Genomic DNA, 21,006 nt, shown 5'->3' on the forward strand with positions numbered 1-21,006 from the left:
CCAGTCAAGCGCCACATACTCGAATTTTCCATTCAATTTCAAAGGCTTGAAATTACGGTATCATTTTACCCCAAGAAAATGCGCGATTTTCGGAGCCCTCAGACCTCAAGCCCCGCGGGTGGTGCGTCCAGAAGCGCGCGAATCTGGCCGATCGCCGCCTCGAATTCGTCCAGAGGGATATGCGCATTCACCGAGATTCGCACCGCATGGGGCACGATCCCCTCGCGCGGCACGAAATGTTCGGCCCCACGCAGCGTGATCCCCGCCGCCTCGGCTGCCTGCACGAAGGCGCCGACCCGCCAGCGTTCCGGCAGCCGCAGCCAGAGAAACGGCGCATCCTCGTCATAACTGACGTCGTAGCCGCCAAGCGCGTTCACCGCCGCGCGCACGTACCGCGCGGTGACAAGGCGCAGCCGGTCAGCGGCATAGCGCGTCTCGCTGCGCGTGAGCAGGTCGAGCGTCATGGCAGCCAGCGGCGCGGCAAGCCCAAAGAAACTGTACTCGGCCGTGCGCCGCAACGTCGCCGCCTGGGCTTGCGGTGCCACGACGAACCCGACGCGCAACGAGGGCGCCAGCGTCTTGGACAATGAAGTCACGTACCAGCCAAGTTCTGGCAGCAAAGCACGGTAGCTGGGAGCGCGCGACGCCCCGAGCCGGTAACAATCGTCCTCCATGATCGCCAGGCCGTGACGGCGGGCAATCTCTGCGATGGCCTCCCGGCGCGGCAGATCCGTGTGGATGGTGGTGGGATTGTGCACCTCGGCACTGGTACAAAGTATCTGGGCGTCGTGCTTTTGTACCAATTCCTCCAGCGCCTCCGGGATGATCCCCCCGTCGTCCATCGGAACGGTCACAACCTTGGCGCGCAGGATCTCGGCCGCGCGACGGAACCCCGGATAGGACAATTCTTCGACCAGAACCACGGGGGTGGCCCCCCGAAGCACGGACTGCAACACCAGCGAGATGCCCGACTGCCCGCCGTGTGACAGCACGAGGTCGGATTCGTCCACGGGTCCCAGAACAGTGTCGGACAACCAGTCCAGCGCGGCGCGCCGGGTCTGGGGAAAGCGTTCGGCCCCCGGGTATTCCAGCAGCGACTGCGGGTCCAGTTCGACCAGCCGGCGCAGCGCATCCTGGATCAGCGCCACCTGCCCCGTGTCCGGAGGCCGGGAGTAATAGAGGTTCGTAACTCCCGTCGATTGCGGCAGGTATTTCACCAGGGGAACCTTGACGTGGTCGTCATCCGCCACGGACCGATCCGCAACAAAAGTGCCGCGTCCGACGACACCTTGCAGCAGCCCTTCTTCGGTCAGGATCGCGTAGGACCGCGCCACCGTGCCCGGCGTGATTTTCAACTGCCAGGCGAGTTCACGCACCGGCGGCAGCTGGTGCCCGGCGGGCAGCGTCCCCTCCGCAACGCCCTGCCGCACCGCAGAGGCCAGCATGCGATACTTCGGCGCGCTCGCCTGCGAGTCATAAAGGGCCTTTATTGTATCCATCACAATCTTTCCGTGGACGCCGGTACAATTCCGAATGTATCACTACACATGCCAAATATCGGCACATTGTGTCAATACAATTGAAAGGATGTTTCCATGGCACAGGCTATCGCACGCAACGATCTCTCTTATCTCGTCACGCACGCGCCGCTCCCGGCGATCAGTGTGATGGCGCTCCGCGTCGCGGTTCTGTTTGCCAAATGGGACACCCACCGCCGAACTCGCCGCGATCTGGCCGATCTGGAACCGCATTTGCTGCGCGACATCGGCGTGACCCCCGACGAGGCGCGGCGTGAAGCCCGCCTTCCCTTCTGGCAGGATTGATCGCCCGCCCGATCACGGGCCTGCCAGCGTGACCCCGGGCACCGCTCCCGTTCGGGGTCACACCTCGATGATACACGCCCACGCAACCGCAGAAACACCTTGATCCCCGCCAACTCCGCCTCTAGGCGTCAGGCACGCGGCAACGATCTGGTAACCTGTATGTATGTGGATGATACTGAGGGCATGACCTCCGCCCTCACCGCCCAAGCCTCCGATGTCCTTGATGCCGAGCGTGACGACTACTTTGTCCGTCGCGACGGCGTGGTCTACGCGGGCACACATCTTATCATCGAAGTGGTGAACGGCACCGGGCTGGACGACGAGGGCCGCATCCGCAAGGCGCTGCACGACTGCATCGACGCCTGCGAGGCGACGCTCCTGCACATCCACACCCACAAGTTCACGCCCCACGGCGTCAGCGGGGTCGCGGTGCTGGCCGAAAGCCACATCTCGCTGCACACTTGGCCGGAAATCGGCTACGGCGCCTTCGACATATTCATGTGCGGCGCGGCGCAGCCGTGGCGCGCGGTAGAGGTCCTGGCGCGGGCCTTTGACACGCAGGACATTCGCGTCCGCGAGTTGCGTCGCGGCGAGGGGCTGATCCCGGACACCCCGGCATGAACGACATGCGGCCGCTGATCCTGACCTGCGGCTTCGACGCACCGGGCTTTTCGCGTTTCCAGTCCGCGCGGCAAAGGCATTTCCCCAAGGATCGCAACCACATCCCGGCACATCTGACGCTGTTTCACGCCCTGCCCGGCTTCCTGTCGGACGAAATCGCCGCGCACCTTTCAGCCGGCGCCGCAGACACCGCCCCCATTTCCTATAGCGTCACGGGCCTGATGCCGCTCGGCTCAGGGACCGCCTACGCCATCGACGCGCCGAACCTGAAGACACTCCACAAGGGGTTGCAAGCCCAGTGGTCCGACCACCTGACCCGACAGGACGCGCAGGGCCTTCGGCCGCATGTGACGATCCAGAACAAGGTCGACAAGGAGACCGCGCTGGCAACCCGTGCCGAGCTCGAAGACGGCTTTGCCCCATGGCAAGGCACCATCACCCACCTGCTGCTGTGGCACTACGACGACGGACCGTGGGACTTTGCCCAAGGGTTTGCCCTGTCCGGGACCACCTGACGCAATCATACCCAACGTCACATCTTTCGTGCCGCAAATGCCCGCCTTAGGCTTCCGCAAAAGGGAGGCCGCCATGTCCGAAACCGTGACCCTGAGCCGCACGGGCGCCATCGCCGAAGTTGCCATCAACCGCCCGGAACGCCACAATGCCGTGGACCTGTCGGTCTTTGAAGGCTTGGCCCAGATCGGGGAAACCCTGAAATCCGACAGATCCGTCCGCGCCGTGATCCTGCGCGGTGAAGGCGCGAATTTCTGTTCCGGCATCGACACCTCGCTGTTCACAGCGAACCCTGATCCGAAGTCCCTGATTGATCGCATTCTTGCCCTGCCTGACGGGGAATCCGCCAATTTCTTCCAGAAACCCTGCACGATCTGGCAGGAAATGGACGTCCCCGTGATCGCCGCACTTCAGGGTGTCACCTACGGCGCGGGCCTACAAATCGCGCTTGGCGCCGACATCCGCATCGCCGCCCCGGACACCCGCCTGTCGGTGATGGAGATCAAATGGGGCCTCATCCCCGACATGGGGATCACCACCACCCTGCCCCGCCTGATGCGCATCGACCAGGCGAAGGAGCTGCTGTTCTCCGGTCGTGTGGTTGACGCCATGGAGGCCGCGCAACTGGGCCTCGTCACCCGCCTCAGCGAAACGCCCCTCGAAGACGCCCGCGCCCTGGCCGAAAGCATCGCGCAGAAGAACCCCGACGCCATCCGCCGCGACAAACGCCTCTTGAACCACACTTGGACAGCACACCGCGCGGAGGCCCTGCGCCTTGAGGCTGTCCTGCAATCGGAGATCATCGGACAGCCGAACCAGATCGAGGCGGTCATGGCCAACATGCAAAAGCGCGCGCCGACCTTTCGATAGACCGCAAGGCCGAAACACGAAAATGGCGCGCCCCGAGGGACGCGCCGGTCTTTCCGTCAGCCGTGAGCCAAGCTCAGGCGCGGACCCGCAACAAACGGGCCTTGGCCCGTGCCAGCGGCGATTTCGGCGTCTTGCGGCCAAAGGACCAGCGGCGGCCAGCCTTGTCGCGCAGGACGGTCTTCAGGGTGCGATACAGGGTCTTCTTGATCGACATGTCTCTCTCCATTCTCTTGCATCGTTCTGAAGAGAGAACCCGTTTACCCGGCCTGCCGTTCCACCCGCTTCGGTGGAATCGAATAGGTCAGCGAGGCATGAGCGACCGCTTGCCGATTGCCCTCGCTGAACAGCAGCACGTCGATCACCGCCAGCGCCTTGCCAAGCTTCAGCACGCGCCCCTCCGCCAGCAGGTCCACGCCCGCCTCGGGCTTGCGCATGAAGTCGATGGAGCAATGCGTCGTCACCGCCAGCGCCTCGCGCCCGACATGAGCCAGCACGGCGACATAGGCCGCCACATCGGCCAGGCTGAACATCGCCGGACCGCTCACGGTGCCGCCGGGGCGCAGGTGGCGGTCGTGATTGTGCAGGCGCATCACGATCAGTTCGTCGTCGATCCGGTCGATGCCGAACATGCCCTCGACCTGCGGAAAGACCTCCTCGAGATATCCGGCCATTTCCTCGACGTTCATTTTGATCATGCGCTTTCCTCCCTGTGCCGCGCCAGCTAACCTCTTGCGAAAAGGGAGGACAAGATGGCCATTCTGGAACGTCACGACACGGGCGGCATCGCCCACCTGCATCTGAACAGTCCGGGCAACCTCAACGCCCTGTCGGACGAGATGCTGGCCGCGCTGCAGGCGCAGATCGACGCGCTGTCGCAGGACCGCGAGACGCGGGTGGTGATCCTGTCCGGCGAGGGCAAGGCGTTCTGCGCGGGCCATGACCTGAAGCAGATGCAGGCGGCGCGCGGCGATGCGGATGGCGGCAAGGCCTATTTCCAGGACCTCTTCACCCGCTGCGCCCGCGTGATGACGGGGCTGACGCGCCTGCCGCAGCCGGTGATCGCGCAGGTGCATGGCATCGCCACGGCGGCGGGGTGCCAGATGGTTGCCTCCTGCGACATGGCGGTGGCGGCCGAGGGGACGCGGTTCGGGGTGAACGGCGTGAACATCGGGCTGTTCTGCTCGACCCCCATGGTGGCGCTGACGCGCAACATCCACCGCAAGAAAGCCTTCGAGATGCTGACCACCGGGCAGTTCCTATCGACGGACGAAGCCTTGGAGCAAGGGTTGATCAACCACGCTGTCCCGGCGGAGGCGCTGGAGACCCGCACCCGTGATCTGGCCGAGACCGTGGCCGCGAAACTCTCCGCCGCAGTGAAGATCGGCAAGTCGGCCTTCTACGACCAGATGACCATGTCGCTGGAGGACGCCTATGCCTTTGCCGGGAACGTCATGGTCGAGAACATGCTGTGGCGTGACACCGACGAGGGGATCAACGCCTTCATCGAGAAGCGCAAGCCCGATTGGGCGTAGGTCGGGGATCTTCCCCGACTCCGCTCTTGGCCCGACTCCGCTCTTGGAACGGCGCGCGGCTTGGATTAGATCGCCGTCATGACACACGAACTTCATATCGTCGGCGGCGGAATGGCCGGGTCCGAAGCTGCCTGGCAGGCGGCGAACATGGGTATCCAGGTGGTGCTTCACGAGATGCGCCCGAAGGTGAAGACCTTCGCGCATCGCACTGGAAACCTTGGAGAAATGGTCTGCTCCAACTCCTTCCGCTCGGATGATGACGAGCAGAACGCGGTGGGCCTTTTGCATTGGGAAATGCGTGAGGCCGGCGGGCTGATCATCTCGACCGCGCACAAGCACCGGCTGCCTGCCGGGGGCGCGCTGGCGGTGGACCGCGACCCGTTCTCGGAAAGCATCACCGATGCTTTAACGTCGCATGGCAACATCCGGATTTCTCACGAGGAAATCACAGAACTCCCCACGGACGGGCACTGGATCTTGGCCACCGGCCCGCTGACCTCCGAGACGCTTGGCGCGGCCATTCAGGCGGAGACCGGCGCCGACCGTCTGGCCTTCTTCGATGCCATCGCCCCCATCGTTTATGCCGAGAGCATCAACATGGACGTCGCCTGGCTGCAGTCGCGCTACGACAAGGGCGAGACCGAGGAGGAGCAGAAGGCCTACATCAACTGCCCGATGACCAAGGACCAGTACGAGGCCTTCATCGACGCCCTGCTGGCCGCCGACAAGACCGAGTTCCACGAGGGCGAGACCGCGAAATACTTCGACGGCTGCCTGCCCATCGAGGTCATGGCCGAGCGCGGGCGCGAAACCCTGCGCCACGGCCCCATGAAGCCCGTCGGCCTGACCAATCCGCACAATCCCGAGCAGAAGGCCTACGCCGTGGTCCAGCTGCGTCGGGACAACGCGCTGGGGACGCTCTACAATATCGTCGGTTTCCAGACGAAGATGAAGTACGGCGCGCAAGCGTCTGTTTTCAAGATGATTCCGGGACTTGAAAACGCCAGCTTCGCGCGCCTGGGCGGCATCCACCGCAACACCTTCATCAACTCGCCGACGCTGCTGGACGACCAGATGCGCCTGAAATCCCGGCCCAACATCCGCTTTGCCGGTCAGGTCACCGGGGTCGAGGGCTATGTCGAAAGCGCCTCCATGGGTCTGGTCGCCGGGCGTCTGGCGGCGGCCGAGATCCTTGGTCGCGACCTGCCCACCGTGCCGCAGGACACCGCCCATGGCGCGCTGCTGCACCACATCAGCGGCGGGGCCGAGGCCAAGACCTTTCAGCCGATGAACGTGAACTTCGGCCTCTTCCGCCCGCTCGACGGGCTGAAAGGCGGACGTCGCGGGCGCAAGGATCGCTACAAGGGCTACACGGACAGGGCCAAGGCCTGCTGGCAGGAATGGCTGGCATCGCAGGCGTGAACCTTGTGGAGGGGCTGTGCGTTGCCCATATGAAGTGCAACGCTGCCCGCCACGGGCACACTACGGGAGCCATCACATGAACTATGTCCTTGCCCTGTTCCTGCCGCCGCTGTCCATCCTTCTGACGGGACGGCCCTTTGTGGCGATCATCACCTTCCTGATCTGGATTCCAGCGATCATTTTCTCCGGCGGGTTGACGCATCCGATGTTCATCGTTCTGGCGTGGATCCTGATCTATCAGGGCGGCGAGGAAAGCCGGGCGCGCAAATATGGCTATAGAAACTGAGGAACGGCCTGCAAGCGCCTGATATAATTTGAAAACACGTTTCGCCCCCAGTCCGACCGGCCCGCTTCATCTGGGCCATGCCTATTCTGCGATGCTGGCGCATGACATGGCCACGGCGGCGGGCGGAACGTTCCTTTTGCGGATCGACGACCTCGACCAGTCGCGATCCCGTCCCGCATGGGAATCCCAGATTTACGACGATCTGCACTGGCTGGGCTTGGACTGGCCGACCCCGTGCCGGCGGGAATCCGAGTGCCTTTCAGAGTATGACGCCGCGCTCGACCGCCTGTGGGATATGGGCCTGCTTTATCCCTGCACCTGCAGCCGCCGCGACATCCGCGAGGCGCTGTCCGCCCCGCAGGAAACCCTGCGCGAAGGCCCGGACGGGCTGGTCTACCCCGGCACCTGCCGCGCCACTCCCAGCGGCCCGCGCCCGCACCACGCCACCCTGCGGCTGGACATGGCCAAAGCCTGCGAAGCCACAGCAGCCCCGCGCCAGTTTACGGAAACCGGTCCCCAGCACGCCGGAACCATCACCCTGACCGGCGACGCGATGATCCGCGATGTCGGGGACGTGGTGCTCTCGCGCAAGGACATGGGCGCGGCCTATCATCTGGCCGTCGTGGTAGACGACGCGGCACAGGGCATCACCCATGTGGTCCGCGGTGCCGACCTGTTCCAGGCCACGAACATCCACGTCCTGCTTCAGGCGCTGCTTGGTCTGCCAACCCCGATCTACCACCACCACGACCTTATCCGGGACGCGCATGGCAAGCGCCTTGCCAAGCGGGACGACGCCCGCGCCATCGCCACCTACCGCGACGAGGGCCTGACGCCCGCCGACATCCGCGCGAAGGTCGGCTTGACCCGCCCCGAGGCTCAGACCATCGGCGCCATCAGCTCCGTCTCGTCGCCCACGACCGAGGTATAGAAACAGGACCGCCGGTTCGTGTGACACGCCGGGCCCTCCTGCCGCACCACGGCCAGCAGGCAATCGCGGTCGCAATCCACCCGAAGATCCACCAGTTCCTGCGTGTGCCCCGAGGTCTCGCCCTTGATCCAGAACGCCTGCCGCGAGCGCGACCAATAAGTGACGCGCCCCGTCTCCAGCGTCTTGGCCACGGCCTGGGCGTTCATCCAGGCCATCATCAGCACTTCGCCGGTCCCCTCTGCCTGAGCGATGCAGGGGATCAGGCCATTCGCGTCATAGACCAAGGTCGCAGGATCGAAAGACATGGTCGGTTTTTCCTTTTGAATGTGCCGATGCGCTGCCTATGTATGGGGAACCTGCCGAAAACGAAAGACCAAGGCATGACCGCCGAAACCGACCTGATCAAGCTTTACTCCGGGCGCATTCTGGAACTGGCCGCCAGCATCCCGCACACGGGTCGGCTGGACACGCCCGATGCCACGGTCAAGAAGCGCTCGCCGCTGTGTGGCTCGACCGTGACGGTCGATGTCCGCATGCAGGACGGCAAGGTCAGCGACTACGCGCAGGACGTCAAGGCCTGTGCGCTGGGGCAGGCTTCGGCTTCGGTCGTGGGCAGCGCCATCATAGGTCAGACGCCTGACCAGATCCGCGCCGCGCGTGATGCCCTGCGCGACATGCTCAAGAACGACGGCCCGACCCCGGCGGCGCCCTTCGACGGGCTCGAGGTGCTGCGCCCTGCCAGCGCCTACAAGAACCGCCATGCCTCGATCATGCTTGCGCTCGATGCGACATGCGAGGCGCTGGACCAGGTCGAAAACACGCACGACGCTTAAACCTCTGTTCGGATTCTGCTGTTAAACCCTCGTTGAACGAGAGGGTAAACGATGCAGCATTCTCCGGACCTCCGCGCGTTGGACGCGACGCAGGAATTGTCCCAACTGACAGAGGCGGCCACCAGCCTCGGGCAGGAAACCGTGGATATCAGCGGTTTCCTTCAGGAACTTGATGACCGCTGTCACGGCCAGTTGAAAGACCTCGCCGATATCGGGCATCGCACCACACAACTGTCGGAGTCGAGCGCGCGGATGCTGACCGCCGCGCAGAACATGGCCGGGCTGGCGGATGACGCGCTGACCCGCGTGCGCGAGTCCGCTGACATCATCAAAGAAACCGGGCAAAGCTCGCAGGCTCTTGCGGAATGGGTTCGCTCCGTCAATGCCGACAGCCAATCGGTCGAGGAAATGCTGATGGGGGTCAAGAACTCCAACATGCTGATTTCCGATATCGCCTGGCAGGTTCACATCCTCGCCGTCAACGCCAAGATCGAGGCAGCCCGCGCCGGACAGGCGGGCAAGGGTTTCTCGATCGTGGCGGATTCGGTTCAGGACCTCAGCAAGAAGACCGCCGATGCCGCCGAAACGATCACCAAGACCGTGTCGCGCCTGTCTGAATGGATGGGCGAACTGCATCGCGGCGCGCATGTCACCGCGACAAAGGCCGAAGATGTCATCACCCGCAACACCGAGAACGATCAGGCCCTGAGCCAGATCCAGTATGGGATCGAACAGCTGCGGGAGGAATCGCACCGGCTGTCTCAGGACGCAGGTGAGGTTCGGGACTCCGTCATGACCACAGGCCAGTCGGTGAGCGACATCTCCGACTCGGTGACATCGGTCGCGCAAGGCGTGGACGAGGCGACACGCCGGTGCTTCAGCCTGATCGACACCTCCGAGGAAATCCTGCAACATTCCGTGGCCCTGGGTGGCAGCGGCGGTGACAGCGCGATGATTACACTCGTGCAGGACCTTGCCGGTCGGATCATCCAAGCCTTCGAGGCAGAGATCGACAGCGGGCGCATCTCCCTCGACGGCATGTTCTCAGAGACCTATCGCCCCGTACCCGGCAGCAATCCCGAGCAGGTCGTGACCCCTTTCACCGAGGTGACGGACCGTCTTCTGCCCGCGATCCAGGAACCGGTGCTGGACAGCGATCCGCGCGTGGTGTTCTGCGCGGCGGTGGATCGCAACGGCTACCTGCCGACGCACAATGCCAAATTCTCGCAACCGCAAGGCCCGGACCCGGTCTGGAACGCCGCCAACTGCCGCAACCGCCGCATCTTCAATGACCGCGTCGGGCTGAAGGCCGGGCGCAACGAAAAGCCCTTTTTGTTGCAGGTCTATCGCCGCGACATGGGCGGCGGCACCTTCGTCATGATGAAGGACCTCTCTGCCCCGATCACCCTGCGCGGACGGCACTGGGGCGGCCTGCGCCTCGCTTACAAATTCGAGTAGACCAAAAAAAAAGCCGCCGCACTCCGGGACGGGAGGCGGCGGACAGGAGCGTGTCGATAAGACCCACGGGGAAATTCGGTAACAGGCAGGAAACCGAAAGGGGGACAGGCAGGCGCGTCGGGACAGGACGCGCGAAACCCGGGGGGCTTACACGCAGGCAGAAACTCAGATGACAGACGGAAGGTGCAGAGCACCAAACAGGATGACCACGAGGCTCAGCGCACCAAGCGCATCCTGCCAAAGCCGGCCTTGCTGGCGGTGAAGCGTGGATTTGACGATGTCGAGCATTGGGTCACTCCGCTGTTCCGTTGTTAACCCTTTGTTCTCATATTCCTCACAACCTGTAAAGAACTTAATGAGAACAAATTGAGAAAACTTGAGAACACTGTTCCAGAGTAGAGAACAGTCAGCCTACCCCGATCAGCCTGATCGCCTCGTCCTGCCGCATGAGCCACAGCAACATGCGCGCCGCCTTGCCGCGCGGGCTTTCCAGTTTCGGGTCCTCCGACAGCAGCAGCCGCGCATCCGATTGCGCCACGGCCATCAGCCCGGCCTGCCGTTCCAGGTCGGCCACGCGGAACTTCGGCAGGCCGGATTGCGCGGTGCCGATCAGGTCGCCCGCCCCGCGCATCTCCAGGTCGACCTCGGAAATGCGAAAGCCGTCCTCGGTTTCGCGCAGCGTGGTCAGCCGTTTCATCCCGCTTTCGGACAGCGGCGGCTGATACATCAGCAGGCACGTCGACGCCGCCTCCCCGCGCCCGACCCGGCCCCGCAGCTGGTGCAGCTGCGCAAGGCCGAAAATCTCGGCCCGCTCGATCACCATGATCGAGGCGTTGGGCACGTTCACACCCACCTCGATCACCGTGGTCGCCACCAGAACCGAAGTCTCGCCCCGCACGAAGGCCGCCATGGCGGCGTCTTTCTCGGCGGGCGGCATCTGGCCATGCACCAGCCCCACCACGCCCTCGCCCAAGGCCGCACGCAACTTCTGGAACCGCGCCTCGGCGGCGATCAGGTCCGAAGACTCGCTCTCTTCGACCAGAGGGCAGACCCAATAGGCCTGCCGCCCCTCGTCCACGGCCTTGCGCAGGTGGTCGATCACTTCGGAAATCCGCTCGGTCGAGATCAGCGCAGTCTTCACCGGCTTGCGCCCCGGCGGCTTCTCGTCCAGCACCGAGACGTCCATGTCGCCGTATTGCGCCAAGGCCAGCGACCGGGGAATCGGCGTCGCTGTCATGACCAGCACATCAGCCGCCGCGCCCTTCTTGCCCAGTTCCAGCCGCTGCCGCACGCCGAACCTGTGCTGTTCGTCGATGATGGCCAGCCGCAGGTCGTCGAATTCCACATCCGCCTGAAAGACCGCATGTGTGCCGACGAGGATCTTGATGTCACCGCGCTTCAACGCCGCCAGTTTCGCCGCCCGCTCGGACCCCTTGTCCCGCCCGGTCAGCAGCTCCAGCACCACGCCTGCGCTTTCGGCAAGCGGCTGCAAACCCTCCATGTGCTGCCGCGCTAGGATCTCTGTCGGTGCCATCATCACGCCCTGCCCGCCTGCCTCGACCGCCGTCAGCAACGCCATGAAGGCCACCAGCGTCTTGCCCGCGCCTACGTCGCCCTGCAGCAGCCGGTTCATCCGCTCGGGCTGGCCCATGTCATCGACGATTTCCCCAATCGCCCGAGACTGCGCCCCCGTGGGCCGATACGGCAGTGATTTCAAGACCTTGTTTCGCAACCGCCCATCGCCGCGCGTCACGATCCCGCGCCGCTTGCGCCGATCTGCCCGCGCCAGACCCAGCGTCAACTGGTGCGCCATCAACTCGTCATAGGCCAGCCGCGCCCGCGCCGGAGCGGTCGGTGCCAGCGCCTCGGCCCCGCCCGGCGCATGCACCGCGTGCAGCGCCTCGTGCCAGGCGGGCCAATCCTCCTGCGCGCGCTGCACCGGGTCGATCCACTCGTCCAGCAGGGGCACACGGCTCAGCGCATCGGCCATCGCGCGCACCATCAGCTTTTGCGTCACGTTGCCCGTCAGCGGATAGACCGGCTCGAACGCAGGCAGATCGTCGGCATCGTCCTCGCGCAGCACATGGTCCGGGTGCACCATCTGCGGCACCCCATCGAACAGCTCGACCCTCCCCGACACGATGCGCCGCTGCCCCGTGGGGAACAGCTTTTGCTGGTATTCCGCGTTGCCCCGGAAAAACACCAGCTGAAACCGTATCTTGGCGTCATCGACCTCGATCCGGTACGCGCCGCCACGCGACCGAGGGGGCCAGTGCCGCCCGATGGTCACCGCCACGGTCAGGATTGCAGGCAGGTCCGCGCCCTGCACCGTGTCCCGCAACCGCCGGTCCGTCACGCTGTAAGGCAGCGTGTACAGCAGGTCGCGCGGCGTCTCGATCCCGCCGTGTTCCAGCACCTGCGCCGTTTTCGGCCCGATGCCGTCCAGCACCTTGAGGTCCGCGAAAAGCGGAAAGAGAACCTCGGGCCGTCCGCTCATCCGCCGATCAGCTCCAGCCAGCCGTCCTCATCCAGGACCGTAAGCCCCAGTTCCAGCGCCTTTTTCTCCTTGGACCCCGCGCCCGGACCCGCCACCACGATGTCCGTCTTCTTGGACACCGAGCCGGACACCTTGGCACCAAGAGCCTCCGCCCGGGCCTTGGCCTCGGCCCGGGTCATCTTTTCCAGCGTGCCGGTAAACACCACGGTCTTGCCCGCAACGGGCGAGCCGTCGGTGACCGGGCGCTCTGCCTCCTGCACGTCCAGATGCGCGACGAGGCGGTCCATCGAGGCACGCTCGGCCTCCTGGTTCATGGCGGACACCAGCGATTCCGCCAGAACCTTGCCAACCCCGTCAATCGACAGCAGTTCATCCCATGCCTCGCCCTCGCACGGCTGCGCGTCCTTCATGGCCTGCTCGAACACCGCCCAAGTGCCGTAGTGACGCGCCAACAGGTTCGACGCGCTTTCGCCCACATGACGGATACCGAGGCCAAAGATCAGCCGCCCAAGGCCGATCTTGCGGCGCTCGTCTATGGCCTCGAACAGCTTCTGCGCCGACTTGTCGCCCCAGCCCTCGCGGTTCTTCAATTGCTGGATGCCGCTGCCGTAGCGGTCCCGGAGCGTGAAGATATCCGCCGGCTCCTTGATCCAGCCATCGGCGTAGAACTGTTCGACCTGCTTGGCGCCAAGGCCTTCGATGTCAAAGGCCGCGCGCCCGACGAAGTGTTTCAGCTTTTCCACCGCCTGCGCCGGACAGATCAGCCCGCCCGAGCATCGGCGCACGGCATCCCCTTCCTCGCGGATCGCGTCAGAGCCGCATTCGGGGCAATGTGTTGGGAAATCATAGGGTTGCGCATCCTCTGGGCGCTGTGACAGGTCCACATCGGCCACCTTGGGGATCACGTCGCCCGCCCGGTAGACCTGCACCCAGTCACCGATGCGGATGTCCTTGCCGCCCCGGATCTCCTGCCCGTTTGAATCGCGCCCGGCGATGTAATCCTCGTTGTGCAGCGTCGCATTGGACACCACGACACCGCCGACCGTGACCGGCGTCAGCCGCGCCACCGGAGACAAGGCACCGGTCCGGCCGACCTGGATGTCGATCGCCTCCAGCCGCGTCCAGGCCAGTTCGGCCGGGAATTTATGCGCAATCGCCCATCGCGGCGTGGTGGACCGAAAGCCCAGCCGTTCCTGCAGCGCCAGATCGTTCACCTTGTAAACGACCCCGTCGATGTCATAGCCCAAGGTCGCGCGCTGCGCCTCGATGTCCTTGTAATGGCGGATCATTTCCGCCGGACCATCGCACAGCCGGGTCAGCGGGTTGGTCTGGAAGCCCAGCGAACCCAAGCGCTCGATGGCCCCCATCTGCGTCTCTGCCAGCGGATCGGACAGCGCGCCCCAGGCGTAGGCAAAGAATTTCAGGGGCCGTTCGGCGGTGATCCTGGCATCCAGCTGCCGCAGCGAGCCCGCCGCCGCATTGCGCGGATTGGCAAAGGTCTTCCCGCCGCGCGCCTCCTGCCGTTCGTTGAGCGCGGCAAAGTCGGCGTGGGACATGTAGACCTCGCCCCGCACTTCAAGGACGGCAGGCGCTCCGGTCAGCATCTGCGGAATGTCGGCAATAGTGCGCGCATTGGCCGTGACGTTTTCGCCCTCCTGGCCATCCCCACGGGTGGCCGCCCGCACCAGCTGGCCGTCCTCGTAGCGCAGCGACAGGGACAGGCCGTCGATCTTCGGTTCCGCCGTATATGTCAGACTGTCCCCGTCCTTCAGGCCAAGGTAGCGCCGGATCGACTCGTCGAAATCGGTAATGTCCTGATCTTCAAAGGCATTGGCCAGCGACAGCATCCGCACATCATGACGGACCTTGCTGAAGCCCTCCGCCAGCGGCGCACCTACCTGTTCCGAAGGACTGTCGGCGCGTTTCAACTGTGGAAAGCGCGCCTCGATCTCGGCATTGCGCCGCTTGAGGCGATCATACTCGGCATCGGAAATCTCCGGCGCATCCTTGGTATGATAGGCTTGGTTCGCTTGCCCCAGAATCTCGGCAAGCGCGCGAAGTTCTTCGCGCGCCTGATCCTCGGTCAGCTTGTCGACCGCAATGTTTTCCATGCCCAAATCCCCGGACGCCCTGTCGTCCTAGGAGTGATAGGGCCGACCCATGCCAAGGTCCAGAAGATCAGCCGTTGGCGGCGATCGCCTTGGCTTCGTCATGCGACGGTTCCGGATCGCGCAGGACGTAGCCGCGTCCCCAGACCGTCTCGATATAGTTGTCGTCACCGGTCGCCTCGGACAGCTTCTTGCGCAGCTTGCAGATGAAGACGTCGATGATTTTCAGTTCCGGTTCGTCCATGCCGCCATAAAGATGGTTCAGGAACATTTCCTTGGTCAGCGTGGTTCCCTTGCGCAGCGAGAGGAGTTCCAGCATCTGGTACTCCTTTCCGGTCAGGTGCACGGGCTTGCCCGCAACCTCGACTGTTTTCGCGTCCAGGTTGACCGAAATCTTGCCGGTCCGGATCACGGACTGGGAATGCCCCTTCGACCGGCGGATAATGGCATGGATTCGCGCCACCAGTTCGTCGCGATGGAACGGTTTCGTCATGTAATCGTCAGCCCCGAAACCAAAGCCCTTGATCTTCGACTGCGTGTCGTCCTCGCCGGTCAGGATCAGGATCGGGGTATCGATCCGCGCGACCCGAAGCTGCCGCAGCACCTCGTGTCCGTTCATGTCCGGCAGGTTCAGATCCAGCAGAATAAGATCGTAATCATAAAGCTTTGCGAGGTCGATGCCCTCTTCCCCCATGTCCGTCGAATAGACATTGAGGTTGGCATGGCTCAACATCAGTTCGATGCTCTTGGAGGTGGTCGGGTCGTCTTCCACTAGCAAAATGCGCATCAGCAGTCTCCAGGGTGTTTCTTGGGCTATGCGTAAGGTGATCGAAAAAGGTTAACGCCCTGTTACCATACCTCAAGAAGCTAAATTTTACCACCTATGGTTGACGATATTTCTGCACCCGCGTCACTTTCAGCGCGTCCTCGCCGTGGTTCGTCGCCGCCTTGACCCATTCCAGCAGCTCCTCCTCGCTTAGCGAGTAGCGCTCCTTCGCCTGATCCTGCGTCAGCAGCCCGTATTGCACCGCCTTCACCACCGCCGCCTTGCGTGACGCCACCCATCGCCGGGTCGTCTCCGGCGGGAGATCGGCCCGCGTCATCGTGGAGCCATCGGGCAGCTTCACGGCCCGCGGGCCATCGATCTTCTTCAGGTACATGGGTCACACCTCCGAACGTCGCGTTCCGGGAATAAACCCCCGCAGCCCTTAACGACCGCTGAAACCAACCCTTGAGAGTGTTTCGATTTTTCCTATATTCCGGCCATTCCACGGAGAGACGTCATGCCCGAAGATATGCCCCTCAACAGCCTGGGGCTGCCCAAACCGCCTTCCGAGACCCGAGTCGTCGTCGCCATGTCCGGCGGCGTGGACAGCTCTGTCGTCGCGGCAAAACTGAAGGAAGAAGGCTACGACGTGATCGGCGTGACGCTGCAGTTGTACGACCACGGCGCGGCGCTCGCCAAGAAGGGCGCCTGCTGCGCCGGCATCGACATCCACGACGCCCGCCGCGTCGCGGAAGAGATGAATTTTCCGCATTATGTCCTTGATTACGAAAACATCTTCCAGGAAGCCGTGATCGAGGAATTCGCCGACAGCTACCTTGGCGGGGCCACCCCCGTGCCCTGCATCCGCTGCAACGAGCGGGTGAAGTTCAAGGACCTTCTGAACACGGCCAAGGACCTCGATGCCGACTGCATGGCGACCGGCCATTACATCCAGCGCATGACGGGCGAGCACGGTCCGGAGCTGCATTCCGCCACCGATGCCAACCGCGACCAAAGCTACTTCCTCTTCTCCACCACACCGGAGCAGTTGGAATTTCTGCGTTTCCCGCTGGGGCACCTCGCCAGCAAGGCCGAGACCCGCGAACTGGCCGCGAAATACGGTCTCGCCGTCGCGGACAAGCCTGATTCGCAGGACATCTGCTTTGTCCCGGACGGCAATTACGCGGGAATCATCGAAAAGCTGCGCCCCGGTGCCGCCGAGCCGGGCGAGATCGTGCATGCCGATGGCCGCATCCTCGGACAACATCGCGGCGTGATCCACTATACCATCGGCCAGCGCCGCGGCCTGGGCATCGGCGGGCTGGACGAACCGCTCTACGTCGTGCGCCTCGACACCGAGGCCAAGCAGGTCATCGTCGGCCCGAAGGAGATGCTCGCCACCCGCACCATCCCCGTGCGCGAGATCAACTGGCTGGGCGACAAGCCCTTCACATCGCAGGACGAATGGCACCTGAAGGTCAAGGTCCGCTCGACCCGCCCCCCGCGCGAGGCGATCATCCGACCGATCTCGGACACCGAGGCCGAGGTCGAACTGATCGTCCCCGAAGAAGGCGTCAGCCCCGGTCAGGCCTGCGTGTTCTACGCGCCGGAAGGCTCGCGCATCTTTGGCGGCGGCTGGATCTGGCGGGGCCACTGAATACACGCATTGCGTGTGCGCATTAACCTGTGTGAACAGCGTACGCGCAACACGCAACGCCTGAAACCGGCCGGTTTGCCCCCGGTTTCAGGCCGGTTGGTAACCTTTCAGACGGCGTTATCCACGATTCGCGCCCCCCGAAGCCCATAGTCACCCCCCTTTCCGCCCGAAATGACAAAGGCCGCCCCACAGGGCGGCCTCCATCAGCGGTCAGACGTTAAACGAACGCGGCCTAATCCCGCCGCGACGACACGCCGTTTCACCTTTCAGAAACTTATTCAGCCGCCGCGCGGTTCACCTGACCCTGCGCGATGCCCGAGAAATGGCGATCGCCGCCCCAAGCCGCGTCCAGCATCTCGCCCAGGACAGAGGCCTCCTCGGTCAGGTTCAGCCGGTTGGCAAAGGCCGCGCAGCAGCCGTAACCGGCAATCGCGTAATGCGCCATGCGCTGATACTGGGTGATGATCATGGCATCGCGCGCATCCGCATCGCCAAAGTCCTCTTCCAGCCCATGCGCCCGCGCCTCGGCGACCAGACCTTCCATGCCCTTGCAATGCGCACCATCCACGGAGGCCCCGTGCTTCGAGATCAGCCGCTCCAGATTGGCCATCCCGTCGGCGATCCCGTCCTTGCCCGCCTGCAACGCCTTGCGCAGTTCGTCGTTCGACGCGGCCTCGGTCAGATCATCCATGACGGCATGCGACTGCTTGCAGGCGCTGCGCAGGTCCTGCAACTGATCGACATAAACATCCTTGAGTGAATTCAGTGACATGTGGTCCTCCATTCTTGTCTGGAGACCCAACGTCCGCAGCCCCACGCCGTTCCGAGGAAAACCACCACCGGCGAAAAACCGCCCCCCCGCCGCGTCCCGGTCCGAACACTCGCCGCACGCGCCCACCCGAGAGCCCCTGCCGCAGGCAGGGCGCGAGGCATACAGCGCAGGGCCGCAGGCCCTGCTCCGCATGAACACGGTGTCAGACGCGGCCCAGGACCAGCACGGCGTTCAGCCCGCCAAAGGCAAAAGCGTTGGACAGCACCACGTCCACCCTGGCCTCGCGCGCCTCGTTCGGCACCACGTCCAGCGCGCATTCCGGATCAGGTTCCTCGTAGTTGATCGTGGGCGCGATCACGCCCTCGTTCAGCGCCATGAGGCAAGCCAGCAGCTCCACCGCGCCGGTGCCGCCAATCAGGTGGCCGTGCATCGACTTGGTCGAGGAGATCATCAGGTCGTTGGCGTGCTGGCCGAATACGTCCGCCACCGCGGCGCACTCGGTCTTGTCGTTCGCTGCCGTCCCTGTGCCATGGGCGTTGATATAGCCGACACGGGTGCGGTCCACCCGCGAATCCTTCAGCGCGCCAGAAATGGCCCGCGCCGCGCCCTGCTTGGACGGCATCACGATGTCAGCGGCGTCCGAGGTCATGGCAAATCCCAGCACCTCGCCCAAAATCCTGGCCCCGCGCGCCCGCGCGTGCTCGTATTCCTCAAACACAAAGATCCCCGCGCCCTCGCCCTGCACCATGCCGTTGCGGGTGGCGCTGAACGGGCGGCAGGCGTCCTTGGACATGACCCGCAGGCCCTCCCAGGCCTTCACGCCGCCGAAACACAGCATGGATTCGGACCCGCCGGTGATCATCGCATGGCACATGCCAGAGCGGATCATCTGGAACGCCTGCCCCATGGCGTGATTGGACGAGGCGCAGGCCGTGGCCACCGTAAACGACGGGCCGCGCAGGTTGAACTCCATCGACACATGGCTGGCGGCGGCGTTGTTCATCAGCTTCGGCACCACGAAGGGATGCACGCGGTTCTTCCCCTCTTCGTAGACGGCGCGATAATTCTCGTCCTGCGTCAGCAGCCCGCCGCCGGAATTGCCCAGCACCACGCCCGAACGATCCGCCATCTCGCCGTGAAACTCCAGCCCCGACTGCTCCACCGCCTGCCGCGCCGCGATCAGGGTGAACTGCGTGAACCGGTCATAAAGCGCCAGTTGCTGGCGGTTGAACATGGCGTCGGGGTCGAACCCCTTCACCTGCCCGCCGATGCGGATCGACAGGCGGTCCACGTCGCGGAACTCCAGCTCCGATATGCCGCAGCGCCCCTCGCGCATGGCCGCATAGGTCGACGGCACATCCTGCCCCAGCGCGTTGATCGTGCCCGCGCCGGTGATGACGACCCGTTTCACGCGGCCTTCTCGGCGATCAGCCGTTCGATCCCGGCGACGATGGTCGCGACCGAGGAAATGTCGAAATCCGAGGCCTCGGGTTCGTTGGCATTGAAGGGCACCGAGATGTCAAAGGTCTCCTCGATGGCAAAGATCGACTCGACCAGCCCGAGGCTGTCGATGCCGATGCTCTCCGGCGTGCTCTCCATGGTGATGTCCGAGGGTTCCAGCATCGCCTGTTCGGCAATGATCGCGATCACCTGTTCCTTGACGTCCATTTCCCGTTCCCTTTGTCCACCCTGAGGGGGATCTAGTCAGTCCCTTGCAGTTTTGAAACCGCGTTCTTCAGGTCGGCCACCTCGCGGAAAAGACGCGGCAGGCGGCGCAGGCCCTTGTAGCTTTCGACGTGGCTGTCCATCTTCATCGCCGGGTAGCCCAGCATGACACGGCCCTCGGGCACGTTCGACAGCACCATGGTGCCGCCGCCAAGGATCACGCGGTCGCCGATCTTCAGATTGTCGGAAATTCCCGCGCAGCCGCCCACGACGACGTTGCGTCCCAGCACGGACGAGCCCGCGATGGCGCCCCCGGCACAGACCATGGTGTCGTCGCCGATCACCACGTTGTGCCCGATCTGCACAAGGTTATCCATCTTCACGCCGTTGCCGATGCGGGTGTCGCGCACCGTGCCCCGGTCGATGCAGGTGTTGCAGCCGATCTCGACGTCATCGCCCAGAGTCACCGCGCCCAGAGACGCGATCCGTGCCCAGGCCTGCGCACTGTCGGTGCCTTCCTCGCCCAGCGACGCGCGGGCCTTCTCGACCCCCGACGGCTCTGGCGTGACAAAGGAAAACCCGTCGCCGCCCACAACCGCCCCCGGATGCGCGATGAAGCGCGCGCCCACGGTGACGCGCGCCATCAGCTTTACGCCGACGTGCAGCTGCGCGCCCTCGCCCAAGGTCACGTTCTGACCAATATAACATTGCGGCCCGATCACCGAGCCATCGCCGATCACCGCCCCCGCACCGACCATGGTGAACGGCCCGATGCTGACGCCCGCGCCGATCCGCGCCGACGGATCGACCACCGCCATGGGGTGCACGCCCTCGCCGTAACCCTGCCCGGCATCCATCATCGCCGACAGGCCCGACAGCGCAAAGCGCGGGCGTGGTGCCGACAGCGCCGCCGCCAGTCCCATGCCGCGCCAGTCCGCCCCGGCCCAGAGCATCGCCACCTGAGCCTCACCCTCGCCGATGCGCTCTGCATACTCGGGGCGCATCGCCAGCGCGATATGTTCGGCGCCCGCATCCTGCGGCTCCGCCACGCCGGAAACGCGCAGGCTCAGGTCCCCTTCGGCGGTCACACCAAGGGCCTTTGCGATCTCACCTACAGTATAATGCATGCCAAAGGTCCTTCCTGCCTGTCTGGTCGCAGGTCTAAGGGGGGCACGCGGGGCTTGTCCACTCTCATCCGGCGGACCATCGCCGCGTTGCATCACAGCCGCATGACAACCTGCAACCTTGCGAA

24 protein-coding genes are annotated in these 21,006 nt (G+C 64.3%); 11 read left to right on the forward strand and 13 right to left on the reverse strand.

What is annotated here, in order from left to right; genetic code table 11:
* Positions 1 to 98: 98 nt before the first annotated feature.
* The gene (locus ACP16H_RS00940) at positions 99 to 1,499 is read right to left on the reverse strand and encodes a PLP-dependent aminotransferase family protein (protein WP_425070359.1); all 1,401 of its coding nucleotides are present in this window, start codon (positions 1,497 to 1,499) and stop codon (positions 99 to 101) included.
* Between the two features lie 96 nt (positions 1,500 to 1,595).
* On the opposite strand from ACP16H_RS00940, the gene ACP16H_RS00945 reads away from it, so the two are divergent.
* From ACP16H_RS00945 to ACP16H_RS00960, 4 genes are all read left to right on the forward strand, one after another.
* A complete protein-coding gene (locus ACP16H_RS00945) occupies positions 1,596 to 1,823 on the forward strand; it encodes a DUF1127 domain-containing protein (protein WP_425070360.1) in 228 nt (75 codons plus the stop codon).
* A 183-nt stretch (positions 1,824 to 2,006) separates the two neighbouring features.
* Positions 2,007 to 2,444: an adenosylmethionine decarboxylase gene (speD, locus tag ACP16H_RS00950; protein ID WP_425070361.1), complete on the forward strand. Its 438-nt coding sequence runs from the start codon at positions 2,007 to 2,009 to the stop codon at positions 2,442 to 2,444.
* On the forward strand, positions 2,441 to 2,959 hold the full coding sequence (locus ACP16H_RS00955) for a 2'-5' RNA ligase family protein (protein ID WP_425070362.1): 519 nt from the start codon (positions 2,441 to 2,443) through the stop codon (positions 2,957 to 2,959). The genes speD and ACP16H_RS00955 overlap by 4 nt, the downstream gene beginning before the upstream one ends.
* Before the next feature lie 73 nt (positions 2,960 to 3,032).
* Entirely contained in the window at positions 3,033 to 3,827 is a 795-nt protein-coding gene (locus ACP16H_RS00960; RefSeq protein ID WP_425070363.1) for a crotonase/enoyl-CoA hydratase family protein, read from the forward strand.
* 73 nt (positions 3,828 to 3,900) lie between these two features.
* On the opposite strand, the gene ACP16H_RS00965 is transcribed toward ACP16H_RS00960, so the two are convergent.
* Together ACP16H_RS00965 and ACP16H_RS00970 are read right to left on the reverse strand one after the other, a co-directional pair.
* Entirely contained in the window at positions 3,901 to 4,041 is a 141-nt protein-coding gene (locus ACP16H_RS00965; RefSeq protein WP_425070364.1) for a hypothetical protein, read from the reverse strand.
* A gap of 43 nt (positions 4,042 to 4,084) precedes the next feature.
* The gene (locus tag ACP16H_RS00970) at positions 4,085 to 4,522 is read right to left on the reverse strand and encodes a PaaI family thioesterase (RefSeq protein ID WP_425070365.1); all 438 of its coding nucleotides are present in this window, start codon (positions 4,520 to 4,522) and stop codon (positions 4,085 to 4,087) included.
* A 54-nt stretch (positions 4,523 to 4,576) separates the two neighbouring features.
* On the opposite strand from ACP16H_RS00970, the gene ACP16H_RS00975 reads away from it, so the two are divergent.
* The 4 genes from ACP16H_RS00975 to gluQRS all read left to right on the forward strand — a co-directional run bounded on the left by ACP16H_RS00975 (position 4,577) and on the right by gluQRS (position 7,998).
* Positions 4,577 to 5,359 (forward strand): enoyl-CoA hydratase, encoded by a 783-nt coding sequence (locus ACP16H_RS00975; RefSeq protein ID WP_425070366.1) that lies wholly within the window; start codon positions 4,577 to 4,579, stop codon positions 5,357 to 5,359.
* A 78-nt stretch (positions 5,360 to 5,437) separates the two neighbouring features.
* Positions 5,438 to 6,781 carry a methylenetetrahydrofolate--tRNA-(uracil(54)-C(5))-methyltransferase (FADH(2)-oxidizing) TrmFO gene (gene trmFO, locus ACP16H_RS00980; protein WP_425070367.1) on the forward strand — a complete coding sequence of 448 codons (1,344 nt, stop codon included), beginning with the start codon at positions 5,438 to 5,440 and terminating at the stop codon, positions 6,779 to 6,781.
* Positions 6,782 to 6,857: 76 nt separating this feature from the next.
* Positions 6,858 to 7,067 carry a hypothetical protein gene (locus ACP16H_RS00985; protein ID WP_425070368.1) on the forward strand — a complete coding sequence of 70 codons (210 nt, stop codon included), beginning with the start codon at positions 6,858 to 6,860 and terminating at the stop codon, positions 7,065 to 7,067.
* A gap of 28 nt (positions 7,068 to 7,095) precedes the next feature.
* A complete protein-coding gene (gene gluQRS, locus ACP16H_RS00990; protein WP_425070369.1) occupies positions 7,096 to 7,998 on the forward strand; it encodes a tRNA glutamyl-Q(34) synthetase GluQRS in 903 nt (300 codons plus the stop codon).
* On the opposite strand, the gene hisI is transcribed toward gluQRS, so the two are convergent.
* A complete protein-coding gene (hisI, locus tag ACP16H_RS00995) occupies positions 7,947 to 8,303 on the reverse strand; it encodes a phosphoribosyl-AMP cyclohydrolase (RefSeq protein ID WP_425070370.1) in 357 nt (118 codons plus the stop codon). The genes gluQRS and hisI overlap by 52 nt on opposite strands.
* Positions 8,304 to 8,378: 75 nt before the next feature.
* Between hisI and ACP16H_RS01000 the strand changes: the two genes are divergently transcribed.
* Positions 8,379 to 8,831, forward strand: a complete 453-nt coding sequence (locus tag ACP16H_RS01000; protein WP_425070371.1) for an iron-sulfur cluster assembly scaffold protein — start codon at positions 8,379 to 8,381, stop codon at positions 8,829 to 8,831.
* Between the two features lie 51 nt (positions 8,832 to 8,882).
* Positions 8,883 to 10,289: a methyl-accepting chemotaxis protein gene (locus ACP16H_RS01005; RefSeq protein WP_425070372.1), complete on the forward strand. Its 1,407-nt coding sequence runs from the start codon at positions 8,883 to 8,885 to the stop codon at positions 10,287 to 10,289.
* 165 nt (positions 10,290 to 10,454) lie between these two features.
* Here ACP16H_RS01005 and ACP16H_RS01010 read toward each other — a convergent pair whose 3' ends face one another.
* The 5 genes from ACP16H_RS01010 to ACP16H_RS01030 all read right to left on the reverse strand — a co-directional run bounded on the left by ACP16H_RS01010 (position 10,455) and on the right by ACP16H_RS01030 (position 16,054).
* On the reverse strand, positions 10,455 to 10,577 hold the full coding sequence (locus ACP16H_RS01010; protein ID WP_425070373.1) for a hypothetical protein: 123 nt from the start codon (positions 10,575 to 10,577) through the stop codon (positions 10,455 to 10,457).
* A 118-nt stretch (positions 10,578 to 10,695) separates the two neighbouring features.
* On the reverse strand, positions 10,696 to 12,786 hold the full coding sequence (gene recG, locus ACP16H_RS01015; RefSeq protein WP_425070374.1) for an ATP-dependent DNA helicase RecG: 2,091 nt from the start codon (positions 12,784 to 12,786) through the stop codon (positions 10,696 to 10,698).
* A complete protein-coding gene (ligA, locus tag ACP16H_RS01020; RefSeq protein WP_425070375.1) occupies positions 12,783 to 14,897 on the reverse strand; it encodes an NAD-dependent DNA ligase LigA in 2,115 nt (704 codons plus the stop codon). Before ligA ends, recG begins: the two co-directional genes overlap by 4 nt.
* Before the next feature lie 67 nt (positions 14,898 to 14,964).
* Positions 14,965 to 15,681, reverse strand: coding sequence for a response regulator transcription factor CtrA (gene ctrA / locus ACP16H_RS01025; protein ID WP_425070376.1), 717 nt, complete (start codon positions 15,679 to 15,681; stop codon positions 14,965 to 14,967).
* Between the two features lie 94 nt (positions 15,682 to 15,775).
* Positions 15,776 to 16,054 (reverse strand): DUF1153 domain-containing protein, encoded by a 279-nt coding sequence (locus ACP16H_RS01030; protein WP_425070377.1) that lies wholly within the window; start codon positions 16,052 to 16,054, stop codon positions 15,776 to 15,778.
* 123 nt (positions 16,055 to 16,177) lie between these two features.
* Between ACP16H_RS01030 and mnmA the strand changes: the two genes are divergently transcribed.
* Positions 16,178 to 17,317, forward strand: a complete 1,140-nt coding sequence (gene mnmA, locus ACP16H_RS01035) for a tRNA 2-thiouridine(34) synthase MnmA (RefSeq protein WP_425070378.1) — start codon at positions 16,178 to 16,180, stop codon at positions 17,315 to 17,317.
* A 274-nt stretch (positions 17,318 to 17,591) separates the two neighbouring features.
* Here the strand turns inward: mnmA and ACP16H_RS01040 are convergent, their stop codons facing one another.
* The 4 genes from ACP16H_RS01040 to lpxD form a co-directional block, all read right to left on the reverse strand.
* The gene (locus tag ACP16H_RS01040; protein ID WP_425070379.1) at positions 17,592 to 18,089 is read right to left on the reverse strand and encodes a ferritin-like domain-containing protein; all 498 of its coding nucleotides are present in this window, start codon (positions 18,087 to 18,089) and stop codon (positions 17,592 to 17,594) included.
* Positions 18,090 to 18,291: 202 nt separating this feature from the next.
* Positions 18,292 to 19,500: a beta-ketoacyl-[acyl-carrier-protein] synthase family protein gene (locus tag ACP16H_RS01045; protein ID WP_425070380.1), complete on the reverse strand. Its 1,209-nt coding sequence runs from the start codon at positions 19,498 to 19,500 to the stop codon at positions 18,292 to 18,294.
* A complete protein-coding gene (locus ACP16H_RS01050) occupies positions 19,497 to 19,757 on the reverse strand; it encodes an acyl carrier protein (RefSeq protein ID WP_425070381.1) in 261 nt (86 codons plus the stop codon). The genes ACP16H_RS01045 and ACP16H_RS01050 overlap by 4 nt, the downstream gene beginning before the upstream one ends.
* Before the next feature lie 32 nt (positions 19,758 to 19,789).
* Positions 19,790 to 20,881 (reverse strand): UDP-3-O-(3-hydroxymyristoyl)glucosamine N-acyltransferase, encoded by a 1,092-nt coding sequence (gene lpxD, locus ACP16H_RS01055; RefSeq protein WP_425070382.1) that lies wholly within the window; start codon positions 20,879 to 20,881, stop codon positions 19,790 to 19,792.
* Positions 20,882 to 21,006 lie beyond the last annotated feature (125 nt).

The sequence above is a fragment of the Sagittula sp. S175 genome, from assembly GCF_049800975.1.
Classification (GTDB): domain Bacteria; phylum Pseudomonadota; class Alphaproteobacteria; order Rhodobacterales; family Rhodobacteraceae; genus Sagittula.

Coding starts and splice junctions, on each gene's coding strand:
- ACP16H_RS00940 (WP_425070359.1), bottom strand. CDS start 1,499: ATGGATACAATAAAGGCCCTTTATGACTCGCAGGCGAGCGCGCCGAAG.
- ACP16H_RS00945 (WP_425070360.1), top strand. CDS start 1,596: ATGGCACAGGCTATCGCACGCAACGATCTCTCTTATCTCGTCACGCAC.
- speD (WP_425070361.1), top strand. CDS start 2,007: ATGACCTCCGCCCTCACCGCCCAAGCCTCCGATGTCCTTGATGCCGAG.
- ACP16H_RS00955 (WP_425070362.1), top strand. CDS start 2,441: ATGAACGACATGCGGCCGCTGATCCTGACCTGCGGCTTCGACGCACCG.
- ACP16H_RS00960 (WP_425070363.1), top strand. CDS start 3,033: ATGTCCGAAACCGTGACCCTGAGCCGCACGGGCGCCATCGCCGAAGTT.
- ACP16H_RS00965 (WP_425070364.1), bottom strand. CDS start 4,041: ATGTCGATCAAGAAGACCCTGTATCGCACCCTGAAGACCGTCCTGCGC.
- ACP16H_RS00970 (WP_425070365.1), bottom strand. CDS start 4,522: ATGATCAAAATGAACGTCGAGGAAATGGCCGGATATCTCGAGGAGGTC.
- ACP16H_RS00975 (WP_425070366.1), top strand. CDS start 4,577: ATGGCCATTCTGGAACGTCACGACACGGGCGGCATCGCCCACCTGCAT.
- trmFO (WP_425070367.1), top strand. CDS start 5,438: ATGACACACGAACTTCATATCGTCGGCGGCGGAATGGCCGGGTCCGAA.
- ACP16H_RS00985 (WP_425070368.1), top strand. CDS start 6,858: ATGAACTATGTCCTTGCCCTGTTCCTGCCGCCGCTGTCCATCCTTCTG.
- hisI (WP_425070370.1), bottom strand. CDS start 8,303: ATGTCTTTCGATCCTGCGACCTTGGTCTATGACGCGAATGGCCTGATC.
- ACP16H_RS01000 (WP_425070371.1), top strand. CDS start 8,379: ATGACCGCCGAAACCGACCTGATCAAGCTTTACTCCGGGCGCATTCTG.
- ACP16H_RS01005 (WP_425070372.1), top strand. CDS start 8,883: ATGCAGCATTCTCCGGACCTCCGCGCGTTGGACGCGACGCAGGAATTG.
- ACP16H_RS01010 (WP_425070373.1), bottom strand. CDS start 10,577: ATGCTCGACATCGTCAAATCCACGCTTCACCGCCAGCAAGGCCGGCTT.
- recG (WP_425070374.1), bottom strand. CDS start 12,786: ATGAGCGGACGGCCCGAGGTTCTCTTTCCGCTTTTCGCGGACCTCAAG.
- ligA (WP_425070375.1), bottom strand. CDS start 14,897: ATGGAAAACATTGCGGTCGACAAGCTGACCGAGGATCAGGCGCGCGAA.
- ctrA (WP_425070376.1), bottom strand. CDS start 15,681: ATGCGCATTTTGCTAGTGGAAGACGACCCGACCACCTCCAAGAGCATC.
- ACP16H_RS01030 (WP_425070377.1), bottom strand. CDS start 16,054: ATGTACCTGAAGAAGATCGATGGCCCGCGGGCCGTGAAGCTGCCCGAT.
- mnmA (WP_425070378.1), top strand. CDS start 16,178: ATGCCCGAAGATATGCCCCTCAACAGCCTGGGGCTGCCCAAACCGCCT.
- ACP16H_RS01040 (WP_425070379.1), bottom strand. CDS start 18,089: ATGTCACTGAATTCACTCAAGGATGTTTATGTCGATCAGTTGCAGGAC.
- ACP16H_RS01050 (WP_425070381.1), bottom strand. CDS start 19,757: ATGGACGTCAAGGAACAGGTGATCGCGATCATTGCCGAACAGGCGATG.
- lpxD (WP_425070382.1), bottom strand. CDS start 20,881: ATGCATTATACTGTAGGTGAGATCGCAAAGGCCCTTGGTGTGACCGCC.